The 16,581-nt window shown below is 26.3% G+C and carries 10 protein-coding genes; 7 read left to right on the top strand and 3 right to left on the bottom strand.

All coding sequences use genetic code 11. The features are described from left to right. Window positions 1–2: 2 nt before the first annotated feature. Complete coding sequence (locus tag CURT_RS05375) at window positions 3–6,833, bottom strand: calcium-binding protein (protein WP_115651852.1); 6,831 nt, start codon at window positions 6,831–6,833, stop codon at window positions 3–5. Window positions 6,834–7,502: 669 nt separating this feature from the next. On the opposite strand from CURT_RS05375, the gene CURT_RS05370 reads away from it, so the two are divergent. From CURT_RS05370 to CURT_RS05340, 7 genes are all read left to right on the top strand, one after another. After that, window positions 7,503–9,728, top strand: coding sequence for a peptidase domain-containing ABC transporter (locus CURT_RS05370; protein WP_115651853.1), 2,226 nt, complete (start codon window positions 7,503–7,505; stop codon window positions 9,726–9,728). 1 nt (window position 9,729) lies between these two features. After that, window positions 9,730–11,043, top strand: a complete 1,314-nt coding sequence (locus tag CURT_RS05365) for an HlyD family type I secretion periplasmic adaptor subunit (RefSeq protein ID WP_018713958.1) — start codon at window positions 9,730–9,732, stop codon at window positions 11,041–11,043. A 154-nt stretch (window positions 11,044–11,197) separates the two neighbouring features. Further along, entirely contained in the window at window positions 11,198–12,736 is a 1,539-nt protein-coding gene (locus CURT_RS05360; protein ID WP_018713956.1) for a hypothetical protein, read from the top strand. A 160-nt stretch (window positions 12,737–12,896) separates the two neighbouring features. Further along, a complete protein-coding gene (locus CURT_RS09435) occupies window positions 12,897–13,790 on the top strand; it encodes a hypothetical protein (RefSeq protein WP_018713216.1) in 894 nt (297 codons plus the stop codon). A gap of 29 nt (window positions 13,791–13,819) precedes the next feature. After that, window positions 13,820–13,960: a hypothetical protein gene (locus CURT_RS05350; protein ID WP_018713215.1), complete on the top strand. Its 141-nt coding sequence runs from the start codon at window positions 13,820–13,822 to the stop codon at window positions 13,958–13,960. A gap of 147 nt (window positions 13,961–14,107) precedes the next feature. After that, window positions 14,108–14,461: a hypothetical protein gene (locus CURT_RS05345; RefSeq protein ID WP_018713214.1), complete on the top strand. Its 354-nt coding sequence runs from the start codon at window positions 14,108–14,110 to the stop codon at window positions 14,459–14,461. Between the two features lie 44 nt (window positions 14,462–14,505). After that, a complete protein-coding gene (locus CURT_RS05340) occupies window positions 14,506–15,012 on the top strand; it encodes a hypothetical protein (RefSeq protein WP_018713213.1) in 507 nt (168 codons plus the stop codon). Window positions 15,013–15,251: 239 nt separating this feature from the next. Here CURT_RS05340 and CURT_RS05335 read toward each other — a convergent pair whose 3' ends face one another. Both CURT_RS05335 and CURT_RS05330 read right to left on the bottom strand, forming a co-directional pair. Then, window positions 15,252–15,806, bottom strand: a complete 555-nt coding sequence (locus tag CURT_RS05335; RefSeq protein ID WP_018713212.1) for a hypothetical protein — start codon at window positions 15,804–15,806, stop codon at window positions 15,252–15,254. Further along, window positions 15,799–16,428, bottom strand: coding sequence for an IMPACT family protein (locus CURT_RS05330; protein WP_018713211.1), 630 nt, complete (start codon window positions 16,426–16,428; stop codon window positions 15,799–15,801). Before CURT_RS05330 ends, CURT_RS05335 begins: the two co-directional genes overlap by 8 nt. Between the last annotated feature and the right edge of the window lie 153 nt (window positions 16,429–16,581).

Below are 16,581 nucleotides of genomic sequence, written 5' to 3'. Positions count from 1 at the left end.
GGCTAGTTAGAATAAATTTGCATAATATCAAAATTATTTTTAGCATTGCCTACATAGTTTAAATTTGCTCCTAAATCGTCAGAATAAGAGTTTAGATTTTCAACTATCTTATTTATAGTTGTGTTAGATAATCCAAATGCTTCAAGATTGCTGCTTGGATACTCTTTTCCAAAGCTTTGATAAATTTGTTCTGAAGTAATTGTGTAACCGTTTTTAAGTTCAAACTTTTCAATTATATTGCTTGGATTTGTAAAGAAATTTTTAACTGTTATAGTATCGTTTTCATGATTGTAAACATTTAAAGTTAAATCCGTTCCGTTTGTTGCAAAATTTAAACCATTTCCATCTTGCGTAAATTTTATAGTATCGTTTCCGCCACTATCTATTACTGTTTTATTTCCTCCGCTAAATATGTATTTATTATCTTCATCGCCACCAACTAAATTATCTTCGCTTGGTTGTGGAATTTCAGGTGTTTCGGGCTCTGTGATATTTGAAGAGTCATCTTTTGGATACTCTTTTCCAAAGCTTTGATAAATATCTTTTGCACTGAATTTATAACCGTTTTTAAGCTGTATTGTTTCTACAATTGAATTTTCATTTGCAAAAAAGTCTTTTATAGTTACAATATTATTGTTATTTTCATCTTGTATATTACCAAGGCTTAATGACAAATCAGTTCCGTTTGATGAAAAATTAAGACGATATCCATTAATCATAAATTTCAAAGTATCAATTCCACCACTATCAACTATAAGATCTTTTCCACCATGATAATAATAAGTGTTGTTTTTGTCGCTTCCTTGTAAAATTTCATCGTTTTTAGTATCAATAATATTTGCATTTTTATCTTCTGTAAGAGTTGGCTTATCAAAGGCATTTACGATATTGTCTATGTCGTTTTTGGTATAAGCATATCCGTCACTTGGTTGGATCATATCAAGAGCATACTCATCATTTAAAAAGTAGTTTTTAACTCTTACTCCTTGATTTGCATCGTTGTCTATATTTATGATAAGGTCGTTTTCTTCTTTTGAAAAGCTTAATCTATCTCTTGTAATGTCAAAAAATATCAAAGAATCACTTCCACCGCCTTCATTTTCTATAGTGTCAAACCCATCTCCATAAGAATAATAATATCTATCATCGCCGCTTCCGCCGTTTAGATAATCATTTCCATCTTCACCTCTAAGTTGATCGTTTCCGGCTCCTCCATATAGCTTATCATTTCCTGTGTTTTTTTCTATTCCATTTCCACCGCTTAAATAATCATCACCATCTTCACCGTAAATTTCATCATCTCCCTCACCTGCATAGATGATATCATCGCCCAATCCGCCATTTACAGTGTCATTACCACTATTTCCATATAAAGTATCATCACCATCGCCGCCGTAGATTTCATCATCTCCGTTACCGCCATAAACTGTGTCATCACCTGCATTTGCGTTTAAAACATCATTTCCATTTCCGCCGTAAATAGTATCTTTTAGATTTCCACCTTGTATAACAGTATCGTTGTTGGAAGCTTTAATTAGATTTTCCATATCGTCATAGCCTATGATTGTAGTTTGATTATTTTTTGTTCCAAGCATAGACATTTTTTTAAGCTCATCAAAGCTTAAAGTTGAACCGTCATTAAATCTTACTGTTTCTACTACATTTGAATTATATGTTTCATTGTAATGAAATACATCTTTTAAAGTTATAACATCGTTAATTTCATCTAAATTTATATCTTTATTTGGAATGTTTGGATTATCTTTTACATAAATTTTAAGATTATTTTCACCATCTCTTATAACTATAAGGCTATCTTTTGAAATTCCTTTTCCAAACTCTATAGTGTCGTTTCCGCTACTTTCATAAATTTCATCTTTACCATCACCGAGATTAAAGATATATGTATCATCTCCGTCTCCACCTTGTAAAGTGTCATTTCCTGTGCCACCGATTAAAGTATCGTTTCCCAAATCTCCATTTAAAATGTCATCTCCGTCATTACCATATAAAGTGTCATCACCATCTCTAGCATATACTGTGTCATTACCTTTTCCACCATTTATGAAATCATTTGAGTTTAGACCATATATTAAATCATCACTGTCTTTTCCATTGTATGAAAGCTTATGAAATTCTTCGTAATTAAGCTCTGTTTGATCTGCAAAGATAAATTTATTTATAATCTTATGTTTATTATCTTGCGTATTTAGTAAAGTACCATCTTCATAGGATGATCCTATATAAAAATCTTTTATGGTTATTTTATCGTTTTTACTTGTCATGATTACTAAATCGTTTAAATTACTGCCTCTTTTAACTATGATGTTATCTGTGTTTATTCCATCTCCAAATTTTACAGCATTATTTCCGCCTTGATCAGTAACAGTGTCTATATCATCGCCTAAGTTAAAAACATAGGTATCATCGCCTTTTCCACCTTTTAAAGTATCATTTCCACTTCCACCATTAATAGTATTTATAGAGGTATTTTCTTCATAATAATTAACTGAAGTTTCTATGGTGTCATTTCCGCTGTTTCCATATATGCTACCAAAGCCCTTGATTATATCATTACCGCTTCCACCATTTATCGTATTGTTTCCATTTGTGTCATATATTGTATCATTACCATCATTTCCATATAAAATATCATCGCCACTTCCTCCGTAAATAATGTCATCCCCACCATTGCCATAAACAGTGTCATTACCTGCATTTGCGTTTATAATATCGTTATTTTGACCGCCATAAATAGTGTCTTTTAAGTCGCCACCTTGTATAGTTGTGTCTTTTTGAGAAGCTTTTATGATATTTTCCATATCATCATAGCCTTTAATGTTTGTTTGGTTGTTATCAAGTCCAAGCATAGACATTTTTTTAAGCTCATCAAAGCTTAAAGTTGAACCGTCATTAAATCTTACTGTTTCTACTACATTTGAATTATATGTTTCATTGTAATGAAATACATCTTTTAAGGTTATGATATCTTTTACTTCATCTAAATTTATATCTTTATTTGGAATGTTTGGATTATCTTTTACATAAATTTTAAGATTATTTTCACCATCTCTTATAACTATAAGGCTATCTTTTGTTATATTATTTCCAAATTCTATTGTATCATTTCCATTTATATCATAAATTTCATCTTTTCCATCACCAAGATTAAAGATGTATTTATCATCTCCATCTCCACCTTGTAAAGTGTCATTTCCTGTACCACCGATTAAAGTATCGTTTTTATTTCCACCATAGATTATATCATCTCCTGCTTTTGGACTTAAAACATAATCCTCATTGTAGCCTTTTATGACATCGTTATAATCTGAACCATTTAAAACAAGATATTTTATATCATCAGATTTTAAAGTATCTTCATTGTCAAATTTAATAAACTCAATTTTTCTATCGTTGTCTATTTTTAAATCGTTAAAAAATCCAATTACTTTAATTGAGTGCTTTTTATCACTAGAATATATAAAAAGGTCATTTGTTACATTTGCACCATCGACACCTCTTGCAAATATAAGATCTTCTTTGGATATGTTGTCAATAAATTTAACAGTATCTTTTCCTGTTTTATCAAAGTTATTTATAGTATCATTACCCCAGTTCTTAGCAAAGACATATGTATCATCTCCACTATCTCCTTGAAGAAAATCATCCCCACTTGCACCAATTAAGATATCATCTCCCTCGCCACCATAGATAGTATCATCACCACTATAGCCTTTTAGAGTATCATCTCCTTCATTGCCGTAAATAGTGCCGTTTGCGGTTATTTTATCATTACCCTCATTGCCGTAAACTTCGCTTTTATTTTCTACGGATACTATCTCATCATCTCCATCAAGTGCGTATATAACTCCACCGTTTTTAAATGTAGCTTTATCGCTTTCATCGGTTTGAAATAAGAAATTTTCAGATTTTGAAAATTTATCTATAATGTCGTTTTGAGAAAGTGTTTTATCACTAAATGCAAAATTTTCAATTCTATTATGTTTAGTGGTCCAGTTTTTGATAGTTACTACGGTATTTAAGTCTTCAAATTTTTTATTTTCTTCTGCTATACCGATTAAAAGATTGCTGCCTGACATTTTATAAACGACTTCATTGGATGAAATTTCATCAAATTTAATTGTATCGTTTCCACCATCTACTTTATAAGAGTGAAGAGTAAAATTATCATATATGGATAGTTTTCCTGCATCTTTTTTTATTACATAAACATCATCTCCATCTTCAAGATTTGTATTATAATATATACCAACTTCGGAAGTATCGGAATCTGAGTTTATAGTTTTTATTTTGTTTGTTATATATCTATCATCTATATATGAGTTATCATCAAATTTAATAGTAAGATTATCCATATATTTCCATTTTTTTATGGTTATACTATCGTTTTTATTATCTTTATAGTTAATAATTAAGTCCGTTGTAGTAGCGTCATATGTAAAGATAAGATCTTCTTTTGTTTTACCGTTTATAACTATGGTTTCTTTGCCGATATTATCTTCAATGATATCTTTACCGTGATTTAACTCAAATTTATATGTGTCATTTCCTTTGCCACCTTGTAAGGTGTCATCTCCAGCTCCACCTATTAAAACGTCATTTCCACCATTTGTGATAATAGTATCATTTCCATCTAGCGCATCTAATACATAATCATCATCGAAATATCCAATAAGTGTATCATTTTCATTGCTAGATGAATTTGCTACTGCCAAGTTTATAAATTCTCTATTTGTGATACTGCTTCCATCATTAAACACTATTTTGTCTATTTTGCTATTTATAGAAGCACCATTAAACATATCTTTTATGGTTACAGAATTCTTATTTTGAAGTATCACTAAATCATTATTTAGTTTTTTAAATAAAAGATCATCTTTTGAAATGCCATCTGTAAATTTAATGACATCTTTATCACTATTTTCTTCTATGATAGTATCATTTCCAAAGTCTTTACCAAAGATATAGATGTCATTTCCAGCTTTTCCTATTAGGGTATCATCTCCTTTACCACCTATTAAAATATCATCTTTGATATTTGTTATTATCGTATCATTTCCATTAAGAGCGTTTATATTATAAGAATGCTCATTATATCCTACTAGTTTGTCAGATTCATTTGTAGGTTTTATAAGATAATCAAGAATTTGGGATGAAGTTAAATAATCAAATGTCTCTTTTTTACCATCTTTTTTTCTATTAAATATAAATTTTTCTACCGAGTTATTTAAAGTACCATTTTCATTCATAACATCTTTTATAGTGATTGTATTTTTTAGCTCTTTATCAGATATAACTAAATCTCTACCGTTTTTATCAAAAACTAGATCATCTATGCTTATGTTATCTATAAACTCTATATTATTAAAACCATCATAGTCTTTTATAATGTCTTGTCCCCACTCTTTACCAAAGACATATGTATCATTTCCCTCTTCACCATATAACTCATCATTTCCAGTCCCACCGTTTAATATGTCATTACCAATTCCACCATACAAAATGTCATTACCATCTTCACCACCTATAGCATCATCTCCTACTCCGCCATATACTATATCGTTACCGCCAAGAGCCTTAAAATTATCATTATTGCTTGTTAAATAAAACTTATCGTCACCATCTGTTCCAATAAGTGGTGAAAACTTTAAAATATCATCTATATTTAACTTTGTTCTGTCTGCGAAACTTATATTTTTTATGACACCATTCCCTAAATTATCACCTATATCAAAAAAGTTTTGCACAGTTATGCTGTCTTTTTCGCCATTTTCATTTGTGACATAGATTATTAAATTGGCAAGCTCTCTTTTAAACGATAAATCTTTTAAAGCTATACCATCAGTAAATACTATTTCACTATCTCCTTGAGTATCGTATATGATATCATTTCCAAAGTTTTTATCAAACTCATATAAATCATCACCACCAGCTCCATAGAGTTTATCATCTCCACCTTTACCATTTATCACATCTGTTTGATTTGAGCCGTATAAATAATCATTAAAATCTGTTCCAGTTCTAACATTTCCTAAAATTTCAGACATAAATGCTATATCATTTTTAAAGATATTGAATATGTGTTTATTTAAATGATTTGTCGCTACTGGTTTATAAGTAAGTGAAGTTTTAAGAATATTTATAAATTTTATAATATCTTGCTTTTTATTTTCGTTACACAAAGTCTTTAAATACTCATCAATACTACTAAAATCATATCTATACTCTTTACCGTCAAATTTCATATAATCTATATCTAAATTTACTTCTTGGTATGTAGTTTGTAATTCAATATTTGCATAAACATAGTTTTTAAATACTTGAATTTTATCAATTATAATGGTAGAAGCATTTTGCCCAGGATTACGACTATATCCCAATTGCATAAAAGGCTTTCCAGATAGTTTTTCATAAACTATCATATCTTTTTCTTTTACTTGACCACGCATAGAGCTATCATCTACACTTGATACTCCTGCCCATTCATAGATAATATCACTAATGTTTTCTTTTTTAGTTTTTTCATCCATTAAAAGATATAAATTCATCATAGTAGCTAACTTAGGGTTATTAACCATAGCTTCTTGTAATGAACTTAAATTTCCAAAAGCCTTTACTTGTGGTAAGGATTTAATAGTAAAAAGAGTGTTTAGTTTATCATTATAAGTTTTTAATGTTTCATCACTATTTAAAATGTTTTGTAATGACTCATCATCATTTAAATCATTAGTATTTAGATTATTGTTTTCTTTGTATTTTTTGATTAATTCATCTTGTCTTTTATTTAAATTTATTAAAGTATCTTTTATCATCTCATCTATTGAAGTTTGTTTAGTTTTATCTAAATTTACTTTAAACCATACATCATTAGCTATTGTAGTAGAACCATCTTCAAAAGTAATAGTTGAATTTTGTTTTATAGTATTTCCTTTTTCATCTATGCTTGTGTTTTTATAGTTTAGATCAATACTTACTATACCACTATCTTTTAGTTTTATTAACTCACCTTTATCAGTTATGGCGTTTTGATTAGAATCTTTCCATAAAAGTAACTTATCATAAATTTCATCTTTACTATCTATTACATTATCACCGTTTAAATCATAAGCTTTTAAAGCCTCAAAGCCATTAGTTGCTTTATTGTTTGTGTATTTAAATCTTGTATTTGATATAGTATGATTTCCAAATAGTTCATTTCCATTATCTATAAGACCATTACTGTTTTTATCTAATGCTAAAAAAGCATCTCCTTTATCTATCCATGAAGAGGCTTCTTTAAAGTTATTGTTATCATGTATGTTGGTTGAAATTTTTTTAAAAAAGTGATATTTTTATATATTTTTTAATCAACATACACTAAAACCATCTCAATTTCAAAAAATTCACTTAATTTTTTTACTTTTCAGCATCATTTAACTTCTAAAATTATAAAATACTAAATCAAATTTAAATAATTAATTAAAAATCTTTTAAGGAAGTAAATGCAATCTGCACTTCAAACCATAGGACTTATCTGTGCAATTAACCAAATTCCCTTTGACCCAAAATCTATAATTAATAAATTTGCACTTACTAAAAATGAGCCAAGTATTGAAGAGTTTGTAAGAATTCTTAAAACTTGTGAGTTTAAAACTAAAATAAAAACATTAAGCTTAGAAAATTTAACTAAATATGAAGCTCCTTTTGTTTTACAAGATAAAAATGGACTTTATTTTACTGTTTTAAAAGTTGTTAAAAAAGATAATAAATCAAATAATAAAAGTGTAAATAGTAAAAATTTAAATGATAATAAGTCAAATAGTAAAAGTTCAAATAATAATAATTCAACCAAGAAAAACTCAAAAAATCATGATAGTTACTCTTTTATAGTTTTTAACGGTGGAAGTAGCACAAATGAACTAAGTTTTGATGAGCTTATAAATATATCAAACTCTAAATTTATAGTCTTATCTCATAAAATGTTAAACTCAAAGATAAAATTTGGCTTTGGCTGGTTTTATAAAAGAATGCTAAATTATAAAAGGATAGTATTTGAGGTTTTAATAGCTTCATTTATTATGCAGCTTTTTGGACTTGTTACTCCACTTTTTACCCAAGTTGTTTTGGATAAGGTTTTAACTCATCATAGCATTAGTACTTTAAGAGTTATTGCTATTGCATTTTTAGCTACTATTGTATTTGAACTACTACTAAGTCTAAGTAGAAATTATATATTTGCGCACACTACTACAAAAATAGATGCCAAGCTTGGAAGTGAGCTTTTTTCACATTTAGCACTTCTTCCAATGACTTATTTTGAAAACAGAAAAGTTGGAAATATTGTAGCAAGAGTTAGAGAGCTTGACTCTATAAGAGATTTTATAGCCAATAAAAGCGTAACTGTTATTTTAGATCTTTTATTTAGTTTTGTGTTTGTTTTAATGATGCTTTTATATAGTGTAAAGCTAACTTTAATAGCGATATTTTTTGTTACAATAATTGCACTAATATATTTTTTCATAACTCCAATTCTTAGAAAAAGACTTGAAGATAAATTTCAAATGGGAGCAGCATCAAATTCTTATTTGGTTGAAGCAGTTACTGGAATGCAAACAGTCAAATCTTTAGCAATTGAAGGAAGTATGCAGCGTGAGTGGGAAAACTATCTTGGAAATTATGTAAAATCATCATTTAATCTCTCAAATTTAAGCAATGTTGCAAGTGGCTTTGCTACTTGTTTACAAAAAATGATGACTTTATCAATTTTATACTTTGGAGTAGGCGAAGTAATAAAAGGAAATTTAAGCGTAGGACAATTAATAGCTTTTCAGATGTTTGCAGGACAGTTTAGCTCCCCAGTTATGAGATTAGTTAGTCTTTGGAATGAGTTTCAACAAGCTTTACTTAGCGTAGATAGATTAGGCGATATTTTAAATACCCCAACAGAACAAATCACAAATAAACCAATAACTTTAAATAATATTCAAGGTGATATAAAATTTGACAATGTCAGTTTTAAATATACACCAAGTTCAAATTTGGTCTTAAAAAATATAAACTTACACATAACTCCAAATAAAAGCATAGGAATAGTTGGAAGAAGTGGAAGTGGAAAAAGCACAATCACAAAGTTAATTGAAAGGCTTTATTTGCAAGATGAAGGTGCAATTTACATTGATGGTATAGATATAAGACATTTAAATCCCTATATTCTTAGACAAAACATAGGAGTGGTTTTACAAGAGAGTTATTTATTTAGTGGAAGTATAAAAGATAATATCTCATTTGCTTCTCCTGGAGCTAGTATGGAAGATATAATAAAAGTTAGCCAAATTGCTGGAGCAAATGAGTTTATAGCTACTTTAGATAAAGGCTATGATACAGCAGTTGGAGAAAGAGGATCATCACTAAGTGGTGGACAAAAACAAAGAATTGCAATAGCAAGAGCCTTAATAAACAACCCTAGAATTTTAATATTTGATGAGGCAACTTCAGCACTTGATTATGAAAGTGAAAGTATAATCACTCAAAATTTATCTCAAATTAAACAAAATAAAACATTTATAATAATAGCTCATAGACTAAGTACAGTTAGAAATTGTGATGAGATTATAGTTATGGATAAAGGTGAGATTAAAGAAAGAGGTACTCATGAAGAGCTTATTAAATTAAATGGATATTATAAAAATTTATATGATAAACAAAATTTAGATATAAAAAGTAATTAAAATGTTTAAAATATTTAAAAAAATAAAAGATGATTCTTATGAGTTTAAACCTGTTATTATTGAAATAGAAGATACCCCTCAAAACCCACTTGGTAGAACTATTTTATATATTGTATTGTCTTTAATAATTTTTACATTTCTTTGGCTGTTTTTAGCAAAAATAGATATTGTAGTAAGTAGCCAAGGAAAAGTTATCCCAAATGGAGAGATTAAAATCTTAAAGCCTCTTGAATCAGGTGTTGTATCAAAAATCTTAGTAAAAGAAGGAGATAAGGTTTTAAAAGGCGATACTTTAATGAGTATCGATCCAAGTGTAACAACTGTAAATTTACAAACTAAAGAAAATGAACTTAATAATTTAAATATGAGTATAATTAGGCTTAGGGCTTTAGGAAATGAGAGTGATTTAACAAATGAAGAGCTAAATTTACTAAGTAATAGTGAGTTAAATTTGTTTTTAAATCAAAAAAACTCTTATGATAACTCTATAAATCAATACAAATTTAGCATTGAGGAGTTAAACTTTAACATTGAATCATCCAAAGATGAGATAATAAGGCTAAACAATCTTTTAAATAAAAATCAAAATAGACTAAATAGACTTGAAAAAGTAAAAGACATAATATCGCTTAAAGAGTATGATGAGCTTCAAAAAGAGGTGTATGATTTAACTTCTAAATTAAATATCGCTAAAAATAATAAAACAGCAGCTATAAACAAACTAAATGCAACAAAAGAAGAGCTTGAAGTTTTTAAACAAAACTCAAAAGGTAAATTCCTAGATGAACTTATAGCCAAACAAAAAGAGGCAAATTTAATAAAAGCAGAGATTAATGCCTATCTTTTTCAAAGCAAACAACAACTCATTAAAAGTCCTGTTGATGGATATGTTGGAAAGCTTTTAGTAAATACTGAAAGTGGAGTTGTAAATAGTGGGGAAGCTTTAATAACTATAATTCCAGCAAATGAGCCACTTATAATAAAAGCAACAACGCTAAATAAAGATATAGGATTTTTAAAAGAAGGACAAAAAGTAGCTATTAAAATAGATACTTTTAACTTTCAAAAATATGGAAAACTTGATGGAGAGTTAATACACATTGCAAATGATGCTATAGAAGATGAAAAACTTGGAATAGTTTATGAGATAAAAGTAAAACCTTTAAAAACAACTCTAAACATAGATGGAGAGATAAAAAACATTGAGCCTGGAATGAGTGTGATAGCTGAAGTAAAAGTAGGCAAAAGAAGAGTAATTGAGCTATTTATCTATCCAATAATAAAATACCTTGATGAGGGGTTAAGTGTGAGGTAATAGCTAAATTTTAAAAGGAAATTTATGAGTTTTGAATATGTTTTATATAATAAAGATAAAGAGATATTAGAATGTGAAGAGTTTATAAAATATATATATTGTATTTTTTTTTGATATTTATAAAAAAAATATAAATTTAGACAATTTGGCACGTTTGCTATATAGCAAAATAGATATATTAGACAACTTAAATCCATACAAAGATGATACCTTTATAGAAAAATTAATGCAAATAGATGATGATATCTGTAGACAGATCGAGTGTATAAAGCAAGATGTCCGCAATGATTTTAAAGATCTAAATGCAAAGAATCAAGAAAAATTAAAACTTTTAAAAGATAAATTAGAAATTAAATATAATTTAAAATATTTTGATGATAATATATGTTTAGAATATGAATTTTATCAAAGACATAAAGAAAATTTTAAAGATTTTAACTTTGCCAAGTCCTATTATGATAGATTACACTATATCAAAAAAGAAATTTTAACTAATTGTTTTTTTGACAAATACATATATAAAAAATCACAAAAAATTAAAAAAGAGGCGCTTTTAAATATATTTAAAATGATAAAAAATAATCAGTGGATTTCTACTGTGCTATTTTTTGGATTTGGTTTTATAGTATATTTCTTATATTTTTATAAATACACTCCTTTTATTCCAGGGCAAGAGTTTATTTATGTCATCACTGCAACTTCAGCGATATTTTTATTAATTCCGACATTTATTTTATTTTTTGTATGGTTTTTTTGGATTATGTATGTTTCTGAGAAAGAAAATGGAAAATTTAAAGAGAGATTATTTTTCTATGACTCAGTTTTCGTAAATATTTTATCATTAATCTTATCTATGGTTTTTATAATTATTTGTAGTGATACAATTTCAAAATTTATACCAAATTTGAATACGCTTAACACTATAAGTGGTATTTTTTATTTACTCGCGTTATTTTTTTTGCCTTTTATTTCTTTTCATGTAGTAATAAGTTTTTCAATTAAAAATGAAAAATTTATGTTTTTTTTCTTTTTATTTGTATTTTTCATTGCTTCGGCATATTCTTTTTCTTTGGCTTTCATGTCAGATAAAACATCATTTATTATTTATATATTTTTTGGTGTATTGTTTTGCTGGGCTATACTTATTAGTAATGTTACGGACGATAAATTTTATATGAGCGCATTTTCTATATCTGTTGTGTTTTTGATTTTTGGAAGTGTTTTCTTTTTTATAGATAGTGTCTATAGATATTTAAATTTCGGAAATATTGATTATGAATATATCATTTTAGACAAAAATGCAAAACTTCCTGATGAAATTTGTGATGATACATATATAAAAAATATAAAAAAGCCAAAAGAGATGATATCTTATAAAGACGGAAATTTAACATATAGATTAGAAAATAACACAACAAAGTCATTAAATATCTCATTTAAATGTCTTGCTTTTATAGATGAAAATAATAATACAATAAAAACATATAAAAATGAAAATATATCTCGCGACAACAAAACTGATAAAAAAATCTTTGTGGTAATACCAACATATTTTACAAAAGATAGTGATATAATAAAACTTCATAATATTAAAGTTTTATCAGCACTTGGAAATAAGTGGTTTATAGAATCAAAAAATGGTTTTAGATTTAAAATAGATAAAAGCCATATAAAAACAGAAATTTTGGATTAAACAGTTGTTTTATGATTTTAATGTTAAAGTTAAAAATATCAATTTTTATTCTCTGTTTTTTTAAGACTAATTATCATAAAATTTTTAGCTTTAAATAACTGTAAATGCTATAATACATTAAAAATTTATGATGATAACTTAAACAACAAAAGGCTAAAATTTGAGTGATGATAAAAGAGAAAAACTTAGAGAATATTTAAGAAATAATCGACCTAAGAATAGAATAAATTTAGGCAATAACTCTGATAATAAAGAAAAATCTAATAAAAATTTAGAAGATGATTTAAACTCAGATAATTTGAATTTAAATAATAACTCAGATTTGGACAATTCTCAAATTTCAGATAATAAAACAAACTTAAATAAAAGAGATTATGATAAAGAACCGCTGATAATACAAAGCTATGAAGAGTTTTTTGTTCTTATTATGTTTATGGCGTCTTTGATTTTATCTTTAATTATCTCTTGTTTTTGCAAAGATTTATATAAAGGGTCGGTTATAGATTTTGATGGGTATATAGCTGCATTGTTTTTGTTAGTTGGATATATTTTTGTCGTAACTATTTGTCAAAAACAATATTTTTCAAATCATAAAATCAAATTTTGCAATAAATATATTGAATTTTATGATTATGGCAAATTAAAAAAGCAAAGCAAGATTGTGGCTAGCGAGTTGATTTTACCATTTTCTACAAATTATTCAAAAAATTCAAATTTTGATATTGCTGATATTATAATATATTCTTCGTTAGTTGTACTTATAATTATTAGTAAAGGTTTTGTATTTTTTATTGTGATATCTTTTTATTTTTCAAATTTATTTATCAAATTTTTTATCTATCTATTTATAAACAAAAGAGTAAATGGCTTTAAAATATTTCCATTTATACAAATTTATAAACCAACTTTTTTGCTAAGCTATAACAATTCTTTTGCTAAACGGTATTATATAATTTATCTTTATAATTATGAAATTTATAAAGAGGTAAAACAATATTTTTTGCAAAAAAATATTGATATAGACAATTTACCAAAAAGTTATAACATATTTTAATAATAAAATTTTATTTAAAGGGGATAATTATGAATTTATTAGATAGGCAAATAAAAGCTAAAGAGAAGCTTGATAAGGCAGAAAAATATATAAAATTAAATTTAAAATCATCTTTAAACTCTTATAATGATAAACTAAACACTCTTTTTTATATTAAATCTTTACCATAAATAAAAGTTTTTAATTACAATAAGTTATAGTAGATAATCCTAAATTAGCCACTATGCTAAATTTATATTAATAAAAAATTCAAATAATATTTTAAGTTTTAAAAGACTAGAATACATCGTTTTTATAAAAACAGCAAAGGCTAAAATTTGAGTGATGATAAAAGAGAAAAACTTAGAGAATATTTAAGAAACAATAGACCTAAAAATAGAGTGAATTTAGGCAATAACTCTGATAATAAAGAGAATTCTAATAAAAATTTGAAAAATGAATCAAATTTGGATAATTTAAATTTAAACAATTCTCAAATTTCAAACAATGAAACTAATTCTAACAAAAACAGCAACCCATCAAATTCTCCAAACAAACGCGATTATGATAAAGAGCCTTTAATTATTTATGAATATAGTTCGGCAATTAATTTATTTTTTGGAATAATTGTTCTAGTTGTGTCTGTTTTTTTTTGTTTTTATTTGGCATATTACAAAAATCATCAACAGTGATTTTTTTTATGAGTTTTCTTGTATGGCTTAAGGAAACTTATAGTGTGTATAAAATAAAACAAAATAGCCATTATCATTTTTTAACAACCAAGATAGTTCATATCGACAAAAATAACAACATAATAGGTGAAATTTCACTAAATGAAATTAAAAGTATAAAAAAGATTTTTTGGAATGTTTCTTATGATGACAGGACATTAGATAAAACTTATGTAAAGATAGTTTTATTTATATTTTTTATTTTTGCATTAATTGCTTTGGTTTATTTTATAGATACTGGTGTAAATGTTATTAAGGTTTTTGCAGTGATTTTATCATTATTTTTATTTTATTTTTCATTTCCATTTTTTATTCACCATCTCAATGGAGGATTAAAATCCATAAGAATGTTTGATACTCTCGAAATTATTGGTAATGATAATGCAAAGTTTTTCATATTTATAAAATCACACTATGAATATAAGGAGTTAAAAAAATATTTTTTAATTTGTTTTGGTAAAAATTTAGATAATTTTAAAAAAAGTAGTGGAATTTTTAAAGAAATTAAATGATTATAGGGAATAAATTATAAATAGAGAAAGCGTTGTAAAAATAATACTTAGATATAAAATATAATGAAATATTAAAAGTTCTAATAAAAGAAAATATAGATAGTTTTGATTTTAACAACGCAAAAAAAGTTTCGCAAAAAATGCCATTTATTAGATATAGCACATAATAAAGTATATTAGTGCAAAAGAGCTATAAATAAAAATGTAAAGTTTATAAAAAGTCTAGACAAATAATTAAATTATTTATTATTTGTATTTTTTATTTCTAGCATTATAATATTCAAAGCTTCTTTATAAATTTCATCACTAGAGTTTTCTTTTAAATTAACAATATTTGAAATTTCTTTTTCCTTAAGCTCTTTTTTATTCAAAGGGTTTGTAGTTTTATATTTTATTACAAATTCAAACTCTGTTTTAGAGCCTTTTTCTCTTATATTAAAGGCAAAAATTTCATAGCTAAGTGAATTTTCAAACTCTTTAAATTTATCATTTTTAAACTCTTCTTTTAAAACATCATTTAGATTATCTATAACTTTTTTAGAGTCTATAAATTTATTTAAAACTAAAAATTTATTTTTCACAGTATTTCCACCATGTATAAAAACCTCACCCTTTTTTAAGTCTGATTTTGTAATATTATGATCTAATAGATTTTTATCTCTTTGACAAAAATCCATTTGTGGATGTTTAAATTCTCTATTTTCACCAAAAAATTCTTTAAAATTTGAACTATTTGTCTCGTTAGAAAATAAAAAAGACAATACAAAGCATGCTAAAAATAACTTTTTAATCATTAAAATCCTTTAAAATATCTTTTGCAAAAAGCGGAATTGATAAAAATTTAAACTCATCTATCAAAAAAACTTTACAAAAATCATAAAATTTTATAAACTCATCCTTATTTACTGAAATTTCAATACAAGCGCCAAAATTTCCAAATTCTTTTTGACATTTTAAGTCTTCTTTATCTAGAAAATACTCAAATCTTGATATTAGGCTAAATGGGACAAAAAATGAGCAGCTATCTTTTATCTCAAAATCTATTAATTCAGCTTGGCTAATAGCTAAATTTACACTTGAGCTATATGCCCTTACAAGTCCGCCAGTTCCAAGTTTTATGCCACCAAAATATCTTACTATAAAAACTCCAGCATTTATAATATCAGCACCTCTTAAAGAATTTAGTGCAGGTGGCCCGCTTGTGCCTTTTGGCTCTCCATCATCACTTTGGTTTTCAACGATTTGAAGATATTTATTATAAAACCTATAAGCCCAAACTATATGAACTGCTTTTGGATGCTCAGCCTTCAATCTCTCATGGGTTTTATCAAAAAGTTCATACGGAACTAAAAAAGACAAGAAAGTTGATTTTTTTATTTCTTGTTTTGCGTAATATTCGCTATTTACTGTTTGCAAAAATTTCCCTTTATTGTTTTAATCTCTATTTTATCTAAAAAATACAAATTAAAAGTATTATTTAGTCTTTAAAAGTTGAGTGTTAAAGGCTAAATAAAATTAAATCAATAAATTTATATAAAATACTTGACATTATAACGCTCACATTGTATA

The organism is Campylobacter ureolyticus (genome assembly GCF_013372225.1).
Taxonomy (GTDB): Bacteria; Campylobacterota; Campylobacteria; order Campylobacterales; family Campylobacteraceae; genus Campylobacter_B; species Campylobacter_B ureolyticus.
The sequence above is the reverse complement of the archived record's forward strand: the minus strand, read 5'-3'. Positions and strand labels throughout refer to the sequence as shown.

Excerpts from the sequence above, each read along its gene's own strand:
- CURT_RS05375 (WP_115651852.1), bottom strand. The coding sequence starts at position 6,833 with ATGATAAAAGATACTTTAATAAATTTAAATAAAAGACAAGATGAATTA.
- CURT_RS05370 (WP_115651853.1), top strand. The coding sequence starts at position 7,503 with ATGCAATCTGCACTTCAAACCATAGGACTTATCTGTGCAATTAACCAA.
- CURT_RS05365 (WP_018713958.1), top strand. The coding sequence starts at position 9,730 with ATGTTTAAAATATTTAAAAAAATAAAAGATGATTCTTATGAGTTTAAA.
- CURT_RS05350 (WP_018713215.1), top strand. The coding sequence starts at position 13,820 with ATGAATTTATTAGATAGGCAAATAAAAGCTAAAGAGAAGCTTGATAAG.
- CURT_RS05335 (WP_018713212.1), bottom strand. The coding sequence starts at position 15,806 with ATGATTAAAAAGTTATTTTTAGCATGCTTTGTATTGTCTTTTTTATTT.